This window comes from Arthrobacter sp. KNU-44, from assembly GCF_051843155.1.
Taxonomy (GTDB): Bacteria; Actinomycetota; Actinomycetes; order Actinomycetales; family Micrococcaceae; genus Arthrobacter.
On the sequence record NZ_JBPXNG010000002.1, the window covers coordinates 902,383 to 915,775 of the forward strand.

The 13,393-nt window shown below is 63.8% G+C and carries 10 protein-coding genes; 6 read left to right on the forward strand and 4 right to left on the reverse strand.

Going from position 1 to position 13,393, the window contains the following annotated elements; translation table 11 throughout:
• Position 1 precedes the first annotated feature (1 nt).
• Entirely contained in the window at positions 2 to 1,102 is a 1,101-nt protein-coding gene (locus tag ACSVHC_RS04940; RefSeq protein ID WP_437772835.1) for an efflux RND transporter periplasmic adaptor subunit, read from the reverse strand.
• 147 nt (positions 1,103 to 1,249) lie between these two features.
• Between ACSVHC_RS04940 and ACSVHC_RS04945 the strand changes: the two genes are divergently transcribed.
• The 3 genes from ACSVHC_RS04945 to ACSVHC_RS04955 all read left to right on the forward strand — a co-directional run bounded on the left by ACSVHC_RS04945 (position 1,250) and on the right by ACSVHC_RS04955 (position 4,753).
• Positions 1,250 to 2,320 (forward strand): Gfo/Idh/MocA family protein, encoded by a 1,071-nt coding sequence (locus tag ACSVHC_RS04945; RefSeq protein WP_437772834.1) that lies wholly within the window; start codon positions 1,250 to 1,252, stop codon positions 2,318 to 2,320.
• Positions 2,321 to 2,420: 100 nt separating this feature from the next.
• Entirely contained in the window at positions 2,421 to 3,371 is a 951-nt protein-coding gene (locus ACSVHC_RS04950) for a hypothetical protein (protein WP_437772833.1), read from the forward strand.
• 107 nt (positions 3,372 to 3,478) lie between these two features.
• Positions 3,479 to 4,753, forward strand: a complete 1,275-nt coding sequence (locus ACSVHC_RS04955) for a hypothetical protein (RefSeq protein ID WP_437772832.1) — start codon at positions 3,479 to 3,481, stop codon at positions 4,751 to 4,753.
• Between the two features lie 121 nt (positions 4,754 to 4,874).
• Here the strand turns inward: ACSVHC_RS04955 and ACSVHC_RS04960 are convergent, their stop codons facing one another.
• Positions 4,875 to 6,362 (reverse strand): chlorohydrolase family protein, encoded by a 1,488-nt coding sequence (locus ACSVHC_RS04960; protein WP_437772831.1) that lies wholly within the window; start codon positions 6,360 to 6,362, stop codon positions 4,875 to 4,877.
• Between the two features lie 208 nt (positions 6,363 to 6,570).
• Here ACSVHC_RS04960 and ACSVHC_RS04965 point away from each other — a divergent pair, with 208 nt between their 5' ends.
• Both ACSVHC_RS04965 and ACSVHC_RS04970 read left to right on the forward strand, forming a co-directional pair.
• Complete coding sequence (locus tag ACSVHC_RS04965) at positions 6,571 to 7,980, forward strand: DUF3100 domain-containing protein (RefSeq protein ID WP_439180626.1); 1,410 nt, start codon at positions 6,571 to 6,573, stop codon at positions 7,978 to 7,980.
• 779 nt (positions 7,981 to 8,759) lie between these two features.
• Positions 8,760 to 9,374, forward strand: a complete 615-nt coding sequence (locus tag ACSVHC_RS04970; protein ID WP_437773971.1) for a uracil-DNA glycosylase family protein — start codon at positions 8,760 to 8,762, stop codon at positions 9,372 to 9,374.
• A gap of 5 nt (positions 9,375 to 9,379) precedes the next feature.
• On the opposite strand, the gene ACSVHC_RS04975 is transcribed toward ACSVHC_RS04970, so the two are convergent.
• Positions 9,380 to 9,826, reverse strand: a complete 447-nt coding sequence (locus tag ACSVHC_RS04975; protein ID WP_437772829.1) for a DoxX family protein — start codon at positions 9,824 to 9,826, stop codon at positions 9,380 to 9,382.
• A gap of 115 nt (positions 9,827 to 9,941) precedes the next feature.
• On the opposite strand from ACSVHC_RS04975, the gene ACSVHC_RS04980 reads away from it, so the two are divergent.
• Entirely contained in the window at positions 9,942 to 11,042 is a 1,101-nt protein-coding gene (locus ACSVHC_RS04980) for an FAD-dependent oxidoreductase (RefSeq protein WP_437773970.1), read from the forward strand.
• An 80-nt stretch (positions 11,043 to 11,122) separates the two neighbouring features.
• Here the strand turns inward: ACSVHC_RS04980 and ACSVHC_RS04985 are convergent, their stop codons facing one another.
• Complete coding sequence (locus ACSVHC_RS04985) at positions 11,123 to 13,342, reverse strand: NADP-dependent isocitrate dehydrogenase (protein WP_437772828.1); 2,220 nt, start codon at positions 13,340 to 13,342, stop codon at positions 11,123 to 11,125.
• Positions 13,343 to 13,393: the final 51 nt, after the last annotated feature.

Here is a 13,393-nt window from a genome sequence, read left to right on the forward strand (position 1 = left end):
CCTAGCCTCCCGCCGGACGGTACGCCGCCGGGCCCGGCCCGTAGCCTTGCTGGGAAGGAGCAGCCGGGGCGCCGGGAACGAATTCAAGCACCCGTTCCCCTTCGGCGAGGCCGGACAGCACCTCCACCTTGTCACCGTCGTTGAGACCCAACTTCACAGGCCGTTGTTCCGGAGCTTTGCCCTCGGCAGCCGCGCCGGCCATCCAAACAATGCCTTCTTTGACGCTGCCCTTCACCGAGGTCAGGGGAACTGTCACCACGTCCTTGGCTTCGCCCGCACTCACCGTCATGGTTGCTCCCAAGCCGGCGAAGACTTCCGTTCCGGCCGGCACAGGACAACTGATCGTCCCGGTGCTCGCGCTGTCACTTTGCGTTGCCCCACCCGGTCCAGCCGCGGCTAACGACAGTCCGCCACCTGGCACGGCCATCCCCACGCCGCCGGTTCCGTTCGCGCCGGCAGTGGCTCCGGCGTCGTTGGCGTTGTTCTTCAGCGTCACTGCAGGGCAGCCGAACGGAGCAGGCCCGCCCACCAGCGAGATCTGCGCTGAGCTCGGCTTGGCAAGAAGCCGATACTGTTGGGCGGCGTTGACCGGGCCGGACACCGTGAAGGTCCCGGGATCGACTTTGCCCACAACTTCGCCCACGCTTAACTGCTGGTCAAGGAGGGCCGTCAGTTCATTGAGCTTTCCGGCGGCAGGGGCGAGCACGTCGGTGTACACGTACACGGGTTCCGACGTGGTCTTCTCCCCGGGCGTTGTGCCGGTGCTGGCAGGCTTGGTCCGCTGGGACTTGACTTGGAAGAGCTGGTCCCCCTTGGCCACGGCAACGCCCGGCTCCACATAGAGGTGGACCACCATTCCCGCCGCCGTGCTGCGGACACCGACAATGGGGTCGCTCTGAACGGTGGCTTTGATCTGCACAGTATTGGTGACCGTTGCGCGCGCCGCGGGCACAACAGGCGTCTCCACCCTGGCCATCGGGGCCGGCTCGGCACCCTGCGGCTTTAGCCCATCCACAAAGGCGATCTTCACCAAGGCCACGGCGATCACTGCAAATACCAGCAGCCATGCCACAGGCAAAATGACGCGTCGAAAAACACCCATCCCTACTCCATTCGGTAACTCCCCACAGAGCCTCTCTGCGAGGGATGATGACCATCAGCCTAGGCGATGGCTCCGACGAAATTCAGATGGCCCGTGACTTGAGCGTGTGCCGTATAACGCTTGCGGCGGAATGAGAGGATAGGCCGCATGAGTCTGCATATCGCCAAGCCATGGTTGTTCAGCCAGCCGAACCAGGATCCCCGCGCAGCCACCGGCAAGGCCCTGAACTGGGGCATTATCGCCACAGGAGGCATCGCTAAGACCGTGAGCAGTGACCTCGCCCAGCTCGAGGACGCAAACCACTACGCAGTGAGTTCGCGGCGCCAGGAATCGGCGGACGCCTTTGCTGCCGCGCATGGGGTCACGAAGTCCTACGGGGACGACGGCGGCGTGCCCGGCTACCAGCGTCTGCTCGGCGATGACGCCGTCGACGTGGTCTACGTGGCCACCCCGCATGCCCAGCATTTCGAGATCGTCAGGGAGGCCCTCAAGGCGGGCAAGCACATTCTGTGCGAGAAGTCCTTGACCATCAACGGCCGTGAAGCGGCAGAGCTCGTCGCTTTGGCCCGGGAACGGAAATTGTTCCTCATGGAAGCCGTATGGAGTCGGTTCCTGCCCAGCATGCAGAGGGCTTTCGCCATTGCCGCGTCGGGCGAACTGGGCGACATCAAGTGGGTCAGCGCCGACCTTGGGTTCCCTGCCCCCTACGATCCTTCCGCCCGGATCTGGGCCCCGGCGGCCGGCGGCGGGGCACTTTTGGACCTCACAGTATACGCTCTGCTGTGGCCTTTGGGCACCCTCGGTTTCCCGCAGTCAGTCAGCGCAGTGGGTACTTTGACGGACGACGGCGTCGACTCCCAGAATGCGCTCACGCTGGCTTACGACGGCGGTGCCATCGCCCAACTGACCTCTTCGTTGCTGGCCCATGGTCCTCGCTCGGCGTCCGTTGCGGGCTCCAAGGGCTTCCTCCAGACGCAGGGGTCCATCAACAATCCGCGCGAGCTTCTGATTCGAACAGGCTGGGATGAACCACGGACCGAACGCTTCGACGCGGTAGGGATCGGCTACACCTACGAGCTGCGTGAGGTTACACGCTGTGTTCAGCAAGGACTGACCGAAAGTCCTGTGATGCCCTTGGACGATTCATTGAACACGATGCGCCTCTTCGACGGGGTGCGATCCCAGCTCGGAGTCCGGTACGCCAACGACGCCCGCTGAACTGAATGACGAATCCGTCCTCCAACGTCTGGACTAGTTAACTAGCGAGGCCTACGATGGGAGCGATCGCCTATCGAAGCTGACGCTGGGGGGTGTCGAGATGGAAGCAGAGCAAGGCAAACCGCGCGTTCTTCATGTTCTCCGCTCCGTCCTGCTCGCCGGCGCCGGCGCCGTCGTTTGGATAGCCCTCTCCTCCACGGCAGCCAACGCTGATTCCGGGAACACCAACAACCACACCCTTTTGGGCGGTGCGGGCTCCGCAGTGTCAAACGTTGTACACAACGCTGCCAAGGGACTTCCCGGAACCCCCGGCAATGCCGTTGCGGCAGTTGTCGCATCCGTGCCGGCCCCGGCCGTAGTATCCGTTGCAGTCCCCGGGGTCCAGCTACCAGCGGTCCAGGTGCCGCCCCCGGTAGTCAACGCACTTCCCCAGCTGACCGGGAGCGTCGACCAGCTTCTGGCCAACACGCCCGTGGTCAGCGCAGTCCTCCCTGAGGGGACCGTTGGTGCCGTGAGTGCAAGCGTTGTCTCGCCGGCAGCGAGCGCGGTTGACGGGGTTGGGTCAGGCATCGGTTCCTTGATCGGCGGCCTTCCGGTCACGGTCCAAGTGATAGCTGTCCCTTCCATCCACGTCCCCGATGTCACCGGAATAGTTGAGGCCCTTGCAGCGGGACCCGATGTAATTGAGCCCGCTGCCGGAGTCCCTTCAACGGTGGCTCAGGATGTCGCGGCTCCGCTGCTCAGCCTCGCTGGCTACAGTGGCCCGCCGGGCCTGAATGGGACTCCTTCGAAGGCGGCAGTCCGCGGTACTAGCGGTTCCAACGATTCTCCCGCGTCCCGGTCCGACGGCACATTCCCGCCCGGTACGCCAGGCGGCAGCGACACCGTCAGTGGATCTGCAGTCCTTTCCAGCAATCCATCGGGGGCTGCCGCTGCGTGGCTCCAAGGCACGAACCTTTCTTACCCGTTGACTGGGACCCTCGTGTCCACAGCTGCTGCTGGCAGAGTTCCGGCTCCGGTGTCGTTTGACCCGGGTTCTTCACCTGACTAGTTCCGAGCCCCGCCGCTTTCCCGGAAGTTCATTCCGGGCCGCGGCAAACGGCCGATCCGGGCGCTCCTATGCGCCTTTTGGAACTACTCGTTCAGGAGAACAACATAATGCACAGCATGATTCGCAAGGGGCTGCTTGGCACCCTCTTTGCCGGTGGGTTGATAGCCCTCGGCGCAACTGCCGCGAACGCGGCAGACACCACTACAAGTGCGCTAGGCAATGCCTCAGGCACTCAAGTCGTTGCACCGGTATCCATTCCGGTGAACCTCGGGTCGACGTCGCTCTCAATACTTGGAAATTCGGGCGCCGCGACCACCACCCCTGCACTCGCCCCGGTTCCGGCCCCGGCGATCAATTCCGGCGGAGCAGCCGTCCCGTCCGGAACCCAGGTGGTGGCTCCGATATCGGTCCCTGTTGATATCGGAGCCACCTCACTGGCAGTTCTGAGCAATTCCGCCCCTGGAACGGCCCCTGGCGCCCAGGCGACGGCTCCCGTCAACACGCCTGTAACCGCTCCTGTCACCGTGGGTGACACCTCGGTCAACGTCCTCAGCACGACGCCGACCGGAACCGCACCGGCAGGCGGTACGACCGGAGGCACCGGCGTCGCGGCACCGGTAACCGCTCCTGTCACCGTGGGTGACACCTCGGTCAACGTCCTCAGCACGACGCCGACCGGCACGACCGGAGGCGGTACGACCGGAGGCACCGGCGTCGCGGCACCGGTAACCGCTCCTGTCACCGTCGGTGACACCTCGGTCAACGTCCTCAGCACGACGCCGACCGGCACGACCGGAGGCGGCACCACCGGAGGCGCCGGCGTCGCGGCGCCAGTAACCGCTCCTGTCACCGTCGGTGACACCTCGGTCAACGTCCTCAGCACGACGCCTGCAGGCACCACCGGAGGCACCGGGGTCGCGGCGCCAGTAACCGGACTGGCCACCGTGGGTGACACCTCGGTCAACCTGCTTGGCACCACGCCGACAGGTACAGGCAGCCTCTCGGGGACCGGCCTCATCTCAGCCTTGGGTCTTCCGCTGATGATCGACACCGCGTCGGTAGGTTTGGGTCTGCCTTCTGGCGCCACGAACCCGTCGACAGTCACCCCGCCCGTCGTGAACCAGCCGATCGGTTCCCAGGGCTTCGTCGATCCGGCTGCAGCCGCTCCTTCGGTTGAGACGCCGTCGGCAATCGCATCCGGAACTGCCGCACAAGCCAATGCGGCCTCTGCCAGTGCAGCGGTTGCTGTTGGGGCTGGAACGGCCCTTCTTGCAAGCACCGGCTTCAATGGCCTGTGGTTGCTGTTCGCGGCAGCGCTGCTGTTGCTTGGCCTCATCGTGATGGTAGGTAGCCGGAAGATCCGGGCAACAATTCCCGCATAATCACTGGCTTGGGCTTCTCCACCGCATTGGATGTAGCCCGCTCCGGGCTCCTCCGCAGGGCAAACAGCCCCGCGGAGGAGCTCATGCGTGGAACCACGGAGAGATCCCACCCTTCGGTGCGTTACGCCGTCGTGCCATGGATCCGAACCGACGCCGGGGCGTAGACCGGGGGAAACAGCTCGGACGCATTGCGCCGCCGGTAGTCGCGTTCGCCGTAGGCTTCCACCACCTGTCCAAAAAGCTGCTGACCCTCCCCGCGCAGTTCATCCAGTTCGATGCCCGGGAGGGAGCCGCCAACAACTACGGGGCGGCCTGCAACGTACGTGTCGGTGACATTGCGTGCCGAACCGTTGAGGATTAGCGTGCGCAATGGATCTTCCACGACCCCATCACGGAAGTCCCCCAGTGAGGCGACCATGATGTCTGCTTGGGCGCCCGGACACAGGCGTCCCAGGTCGTCGCGGCCCAATGCCTTGGCACCACCCAAAGTGGCAGCGTCGAAGAACGCCGACACCGTGCCGGCGTCCCGCCGACCCTCCGCGATGCGCGCTAGGTGCGTGCCGATATCGATGCCCTTGATCAGGTCCGGCGGGAACGAATCGGTTCCCAGACACATGTTGACTCCGGCAGCCGCGAAGGCGTCAAAGGACTTGAGCATGCCTGAGTAGTGGAACGACGTCAGGGGGCAGTGGATGATGCTGACGTCATGCCGGGCCAGCACATCCAACGGGCCGCCCTGTGCGCCGGAGGACGGGTCGGTGCCGTCGATGACAACCCCATGCGGGATAAGGAGCCGTGTGTCCAGCAGGCCGGAATCCGCGAGCTGCTCCAGGACGGTGCGCCCGGTGAGCTTGACGAGGAACCCGTCTTCATTCGCCCCCTGGAGGCAATGGAGGCGGACCAATGCGTTGCGTTCGGTGGCCAGCTCAGCAGTCCGGCGCATCAGTTCGTCCGAAAGTGTCTCGATTCGGCACGGCAGCAGGACACCGGTAAGCAACGGATGCCCTAGCTCGTCGGCGTAGTCGAGGAACCGTGCGGCGTCGGCGAATCCTTTATGTCCCTCCTCCTCGTCGAAGAGGATCACGCGTTGGCCGTCGTCGTCGGTGACGTTGATCCCCGAGCGGTACGCGGGGCCCAGGAAACCGCGCAGGCCGAGCTCGATGCTGGACTGCGCCATCCCTTTGAGTTCTTCGAAGGTTTCAGCCCATGAGCTGTGGATCTCCGAAGCAATCGGCATGTAAGTGGTCACGCCGTGCAAGGCCAGCTGCGCCAGTGCGAACTTTCGCACGCTCTGGCGCTGCGCCGCGGTGAAGACATCGCGCCGGCGGTTGTGGAAGTAGTCCTCGGACCATTGCAAGCCCGGGGCGGTCTCGTCCGTGGGCCAGGAGTCGAAGATCATGTGATCAATGTCCGTCAGGGCATCAAGATCGATGAGGCCAGGCGTGATGAGGCTCTGTCCAAAGTCCCGGCGTTCGTCAACGGGCCCCGTGTAGTCGGTACCGACATAGACGATCTCGTCGTCCCGCATCACGACCTGCCCATCCTTGTGCATCACGTGCCTCGTCCCGTCATAGCCAAGGACGTACCGGGCAGAAAGCTGAGTGATCATAAACCCTCCAAATTTGGTATCCCAGGTCAGATGGCCGCAGATCAAGTTCGAAGTTGGCCAAGCATATGGACGCCTTCAATTACAGGATTATGAGCGGCATTTGTGACATGTCTTGCATTGCGATGTGATCCACCTTACCATCTTTGGTATACCAAATGGCGCGGGCGGCTCCGTCTTCGCCACTGCAGCACACGAAGGGTGCACAACAATGAAGAACCAATCCACAACCACTCCGGAGGTGGATACGCCCGTAGTCAATGTCGATCACGGACCGGTCCGCCTCTTCACCCCGACCGCACGGCAATGGGGATCGATGATCCTGCTGTCCACTGCCGTCTGCGCCGTGGCCATCCTGGCCGGAACGCACAAGATTCCCCTGGGAAACGCCGCTATCGTGCTCATGCCCGTCTTGTGGGCAGTGCTGATGGGCGCCGTCATCGGCGTCCATCAGGTGCGCCCCATGTCCGGCCAAAGCCGTGCCGTGGCCTCGGTATTGCTCAACGTCAGCATCGTCATGTTCCTGGGGGCCCTCGGCACCCAGGTGGGACCTTCTTTCGCCAAGCTGACCTCGCTCGGCCCGGCCATTCTGCTCCAGGAAGTAGGCCACATCTTCGGAACGGTCATCATCGCCCTGCCGGTCGGCGTCGCGCTGGGCATGGGCCGCACGGCGATCGGTGCCACTTGGGCAATCGACCGCGAATCCTACTTGGCCTACGCATTGCAACGCTTTGGCGTGAAATCCCCGGTCTACCGCGGCGTGTTCTCCGTGTGGCTTCTGGGCAGCGTCTTCGGTGCAGTCTTCATCTCCCTGCTGGCCGGACTGCTCGGCGGGATGGGTATTTTCGACCCGCTTGCACTGGCGCTGGGCCTGGGCCTCGGCTCGGGATCCATGATGCTTGGCGGCGTGGCGGCCCTGTCCATCCTTTATCCGGGGCAAGCACCGGAGATCATGGCGCTGGCGGCCCTGTCGAACCTGGTGACGAACCTTGTGGGCTTCTACGCCGGGGCCTTCCTTTCGTTGCCGATGTCCTTGCGGCTCTACAAGTTCTGGGCGCGCCTCTTCCGCCGCGATGACGAGGGCAAGCGTCTTGACCGCCACGGGAACGCTGTTGCCGCGAAGCTGCGCAGGCCACAGGCCCGAAACAAGGTGGACGTTTCGGCTGTGCTCCAGGACCCCGAGGTGCGCACGAAGCCTTCAACATGGATCATCGCTTTCGTTGCAAGCATCGCCGCAGGCGTGGTCCTCAACGCCTTGGGCACCAAGTCCATAAGCGTCAATGACGTCATTGGCGTGGTGATCCTTGGCCTCCTTACCGCTCTGGCATTCGTACTCGCAAAATACGTCCCGGCCGTGCCGTCGAGCGTATGGGTCCTTGCACTCGCCACCTTGGCGACGGCTCCGATCCTGCCGTTCAGTGGCATGATTGTCTCCTTCACCCACAACCTTGACCCGCTCTACGTGGGCCTTGGCTCGATCGCCTTGCTCGGCCTGAACGTCGGGCGCGACATCAACGCGCTGAAGACCCTGAACTGGCGCACGGTGATTGTGGCGACAATCACATTCTCCGCAAGTTTCATAGCAGCTGCGGCACTTGCACAATTCGTCATCCATGTCTGAGTGCTGACGCCGAACAACTGACGCCGAACAAGGGCGGTGGAATGGACTCCTTCCTTCATTCCACCGCCTTCTCGTGTCTCTGCTCCCGCCCTCGGCGGCGCGTCCGGGTGATGTTCGACGCATCGCGGTTCCTTCACGCCCCGGGGCTGCGCGACATACCGCGTCAGGTGAACGGCGGAAGGACACCAGACCACCTGTGGCTTGCTAAGATCTAAAGGCTCAACCCGGCCCCCGGGAGAGCCCCCCATCAACTGGTCCGGAACGGACGTGCCCCCACGCGCCCGATACCGGCCCCTGCCCGACCCCAGGAGACCCCTGCTCTCATGACCGCATTGGCCGAACCGGACTTTTTCGAGGTACACGACGAGGATTACCGCAGCGAACTGGACTCGCGGTACGAGGAAGGTTTCGGGCGCGGCCCCGAGCTCGACGACGACTACGGCAGCAGCTACGACGAACTCGACAAGCTCTTCGATGGTTTGTTCGACGACGAGGATGACCTGGACGCACCGGCCAAGGCCGAAATGAAGGCTCCGGCCCGGAAAGACGCTCCGAAGGCCGCCGCCGTCAAGACGGCGCCGAAGAAGTCTTCCTCGATTTCGATGCCCAAGGCCAGCCCGGTCGTTACCCGCAAGGTGGAACCTGGTGCCGCTCCCGCCGTCGAAGAGACGCCGACGGTAACCGTCGTCGAGCCGGCCGTCGTCGAGCCCGCCGTCGAGCCCGCCGCCCTCGAGCCGGCCGCCGCAGCGGCTCCCGCAGCGGCTCCCGCCGAAGAAGCCATGACTCCCTCGATTCCGGACAGCCCCTTCTTCGCCCCGCACATCGCCCCGGTCAACGCGCATGTGGAGTTCCTCCGCAAGCTCCGCCCGGGCTTTGAGGTCCCCTACGTGGATCCGATGCACTCCGTGGAGGACTGCCGGATTGTCACCCTGTTTTCCAACACCAGCGAGGCCTCCTCGCGGGGCGTTGTCTGGGCCGGCGACGACGCCGCCGCCACCCGGCTACTGGGCCTGCAGTTCCAACTCGGCCTGCGCCCGGAATGGATGATGCCGTGGAACACCCACCCGTGGTTCACTCCCGGCGAGGCGAACGGAAAGCTGACTCCGGAGCAGGTCGCCGCCGGCCTCAAGCCGCTCCTCGCTTTCCTCAAACTCGTTCCACGCGCCTCGGCGATCGTCGCCCACGGAACGGAAGCCAACCGCTTGGCGCAAATGCTCCTCAAGACCGACAACCAGCTGATCTGGCGCCGCGGCCTGAAGGTCTACAAGGCCCGTTCGCTGCACGGGCGCGCCTTCGCAGGTTCCAAGGAGCGCCAGACCGAATGGCTGATAGAAATGGGCCGCTCCTACGCGGACGCCATGGCGCGCGCGGGTCTCCAGGCCGGACGACGCTAGGGCGCCTAGCGCCGTGACTTCCGGGCTGGCTTCCCTGCAAACAGTTTCCGGTCCAGCGAAAGCGCCCCGGAACCGATGAAGGCAAACGCCAACGCCAACGCGATATACAGAATGAGCAGCTCCGCGTTGATGCCGGGACTATTGCTCAACAATGGCTTGCCTGATTCGGTGACAAACCAGATCCCTGCGTACATGAGGGCCGCCAGGAAGCCAGCCACCCTGGTCAGCGCGCCGAGCACCAAAAGCGCGCCCAAACCGGTTTCGCCCCAGATGACGAGCCAGGACATCAGCTCCGCTTTTTGAACACCCATGGCGGCGATGGTTGCCTCGAACGCAGGCTGCCCCGCGAGCAGCTTCTGGACCCCATGAAGCAGCAAAAGGCCGCCGAACACGATCCTCAGAAACGCGATGCCACGCGAGGATGAGATCTGCGAGGGAAGGAGGAATTTCACCCGGTCCAATCTTCCATGCCTTGGGCACAGCTCAAAACAGCCGCTCCGTCCACGGCAGAATGGAACTGCAGTGGACCTCGATGGGAGGCCGCAGGACAGGATGGGTGAATCCAGGATGGATGTTGACGTCGTCGTAGTCGGCGGAGGTGCAATGGGATCAGCTGCGGCGCGGCAGCTCGCACTCAGGGGGCGATCGGTGGTCCTCCTTGAGCAGTTTGAGGAGGGGCACCATGTGGGCGCTTCGCACGGAGCCACGCGCAACTTCAACACGGCCTACGCGGAGGACGACTATCTCGCCTTGGTCAGCGAAGCGAGGGACCTCTGGGACGGGCTCGCAGAGGAGACCGACACGCAATTGTTGGATCTTGTGGGTCTGGCCAACCACGGAAATGTTGCCCGGCTCCGGGAAGTCCGTACCGCGCACGCAGAGCGGGGCATCGCAAGCCATTTCATCTCCGCCAAGGAGGCGTCACAGCGTTGGCCAGGCATGGTGTTCCGAAGCGATGTCCTCTTCGTGCCGGAATCGGGCCGGGTGCGGGCGGGCGAGGCCCTCAGGGCCCTGCGCACATCGGCCGAGGCACACGGTGCCCGCTTCGAGTATTCGACCCCTGCTCGCGAGATCCGCGTCCTCGGCGAGGATCGCGCCGTCGTCGTGACTGATTCGCTGGAGATCACCGCGCGCCGGGCTGTCATCACGGCGGGCGCCTGGACCAGCAAGCTTGTCGGGGCGCAGGTACCGCTCCCCCGTTTGGTGGTCACCCAGGAGCAACCTGCCCATTTCGCGCCCATCGACGATTCCCAGTCCTGGCCGAGTTTCAACCACGCTCCGGACCCCGGAGATCCCCGTGACGACTATTGGTACAGCCCTGTCTATGGGATGCTCACGCCGGGCGAAGGGGTCAAGGCGGGCTGGCACGGCGTAGGGCCGGTTACCGATCCTGATGCCCGCACGTTCCAACCCGAGCCGGTCCAGCTGGAGGCCCTCCGCCGCTACGCTCGTGATTGGCTGCCAGGGGTCGACGCCGAATCGGCGGTTCCCATCAGCTGCACCTACACGAGCACGGCCAACGAAGACTTCGTGCTCGACCGTTTTGGACCGCTGGTGGTCGGGGCCGGGTTCTCCGGGCACGGATTCAAGTTCACCCCTGCTATCGGCCGAGTACTTGCCGATCTTGTCGACGGGCTCGACGCGCCGCACCGCTTCCGCCGCGCTTAAATGCAACTGACCCGCAGTTGTTGTCGTTATGAACCCTCAAAACGACAACAACTGCGAGCTAGTTGGGTGGGGTGGGACGCTTAGTTCAGCGTGGCGACAACCTCGTTGAGCTTTGCGGAAGGACGCATCACGGCCTCTGCCTTTGCGGCGTCGGGGCGGTAGTAACCGCCGATGTCGACAGGCGAACCCTGGACTCCGAGCATCTCGGCAATGATGGTTTCCTCGTTGGACGTCAGGGCCCCGGCAACGGCGGAGAACGCCGCGGCGAGCTCGGCGTCGTCGGTCTGCTGGGCAAGTTCCTGCGCCCAGTACTTGGCGAGGTAGTAGTGGCTGCCTCGGTTGTCGAGTTCGCCCACCTTGCGCTTAGGGGACTTGTTGTCCAGCAGGAACGTGCCCGTTGCGCGGTCCAGCGTGTCGGCGAGGACCTGGGCCCGCGCATTGCCGGTGGTGGTGGCAAGGTGCTCGAAGCTAACGGCCAGCGCGAGGAATTCGCCCAGGCTGTCCCAGCGCAAGTGGTTTTCCTGCAGGAGCTGCTGGACGTGCTTCGGAGCCGATCCACCGGCACCGGTCTCGAAGAGGCCGCCGCCATTGATCAGCGGGACCACGGAGAGCATCTTGGCGCTGGTGCCAAGTTCGAGGATCGGGAACAGGTCGGTGAGGTAGTCACGCAACACGTTGCCAGTCACCGAGATGGTGTCTTCGCCCTTGCGGATCCGCTCCAGCGTGAACGCGGTGGCCTTCTCCGGGGACATGATTTCGATCTGTAGGCCCTCGGTGTCGTGGTCCTTCAGGTATTCCTTGACCTTGGCGATTAGCTGGGCGTCGTGGGCGCGGGTTTCGTCGAGCCAGAAGACAGCCGGCATCTTTGAGGCGCGGGCACGGGTGACGGCCAACTTGACCCAGTCGCGGATCGGCACGTCTTTGGTCTGGCAGGCGCGCCAGATGTCGCCCGGGGAGACCTGGTGTTCGATCAGCACGGTTCCGGAGGAATCCACAAGCTGCATGGTGCCCGCATACTCAACCTCGAAGGTCTTGTTGTGGCTGCCGTATTCCTCAGCTGCTTGTGCCATCAGGCCGACGTTCGGAACCGTACCCATGGTGGTGGGATCGAAGGCGCCGTGGGCACGGCAGTCATCGATGACCACTTGGTAGACATCCGCGTAGCAGCTGTCCGGGATGACCGCGAGGGTATCGCCTTCTTTGCCGTCCGGTCCCCACATGTGGCCGGAGCTGCGGATCATTGCCGGCATCGAAGCGTCAACAATGATGTCGCTGGGAACGTGCAGGTTGGTGATGCCCTTGTCGGAATCGACCATGGCCAGTGCCGGGCCGTCTGCCAGGCCCTTCTTGATGGCCGCCTTGATGCCTTCGCGGACGTCCTCCGGGAGTTCATCGAGGCCGTTGAGGATGGAAGCGAGGCCGTTGTTGGCGCTCAGGCCGGCAGCAGCGATCTGCTTGCCGTAGGTGTCGAAAAGCTCGGAGAAATACGCCTTGACGACGTGGCCGAAGATGATCGGATCGGAGACCTTCATCATGGTGGCCTTCAGGTGTGCCGAGAACAGCACGCCTTCTTCCTTGGCGCGGACCACCTGGGCAGCCAGGAACTCGTCCAAGGCCGCGGCGCGCAGAACTGTGCCATCCACTACTTCACCGGCGAGGACGGGGAAGGCCGGCTTGAGGACCTTGACGGTGCCGTCTTCGCGGACAATTTGGATCTTGACGGCGTCATCGGCGGGGATGACCACGGACTTCTCGTTGGAGCGGAAGTCGTTCTCCGTCATGTGAGCGACGTTGGTCTTGGAGTCCGCGCTCCAGGCACCCATGGAGTGCGGATTCTGGCGGGCGTAGTTCTTCACCGACAGGGGCGCGCGACGGTCCGAGTTGCCTTCACGCAGGACCGGGTTCACGGCCGAGCCCTTGATCTTGTCGTAACGCGAGCGGATGTCCGTCTCTTCGTCGGAGGAGGGGTTGTCCGGGTAGTCCGGAAGTGCGTAGCCCTGCCCCTGCAGTTCGGCAACGGCTGCCTTCAGCTGCGGGACGGACGCGCTGATGTTGGGGAGCTTGATGATGTTTGCTTCGGGCTTCTTTGCCAGTTCACCCAGTTCGGCCAGCGCGTCACTGATGCGCTGCTCTTCAGTCAGGTAGTCACCGAAGACGGCGATGATTCGGCCGGCCAGCGAAATGTCGCGGGTCTCGACCTCAACGCCGGCCGTCGAGGCGAAAGCTTCCACAATCGGCAGGAATGAGTACGTCGCCAGCATCGGCGCTTCGTCAGTGTGGGTATAGATAATCTTTGCCATTGGCGGGGCATCTCCCTGAAAGTCTGCAGATTTCAACATCTCTAACTTACC

Excerpts from the sequence above, each read along its gene's own strand:
- ACSVHC_RS04940 (WP_437772835.1), bottom strand. The coding sequence starts at position 1,102 with ATGGGTGTTTTTCGACGCGTCATTTTGCCTGTGGCATGGCTGCTGGTA.
- ACSVHC_RS04945 (WP_437772834.1), top strand. The coding sequence starts at position 1,250 with ATGAGTCTGCATATCGCCAAGCCATGGTTGTTCAGCCAGCCGAACCAG.
- ACSVHC_RS04950 (WP_437772833.1), top strand. The coding sequence starts at position 2,421 with ATGGAAGCAGAGCAAGGCAAACCGCGCGTTCTTCATGTTCTCCGCTCC.
- ACSVHC_RS04955 (WP_437772832.1), top strand. The coding sequence starts at position 3,479 with ATGCACAGCATGATTCGCAAGGGGCTGCTTGGCACCCTCTTTGCCGGT.
- ACSVHC_RS04960 (WP_437772831.1), bottom strand. The coding sequence starts at position 6,362 with ATGATCACTCAGCTTTCTGCCCGGTACGTCCTTGGCTATGACGGGACG.
- ACSVHC_RS04965 (WP_439180626.1), top strand. The coding sequence starts at position 6,571 with ATGAAGAACCAATCCACAACCACTCCGGAGGTGGATACGCCCGTAGTC.
- ACSVHC_RS04970 (WP_437773971.1), top strand. The coding sequence starts at position 8,760 with ATGACTCCCTCGATTCCGGACAGCCCCTTCTTCGCCCCGCACATCGCC.
- ACSVHC_RS04980 (WP_437773970.1), top strand. The coding sequence starts at position 9,942 with ATGGATGTTGACGTCGTCGTAGTCGGCGGAGGTGCAATGGGATCAGCT.
- ACSVHC_RS04985 (WP_437772828.1), bottom strand. The coding sequence starts at position 13,342 with ATGGCAAAGATTATCTATACCCACACTGACGAAGCGCCGATGCTGGCG.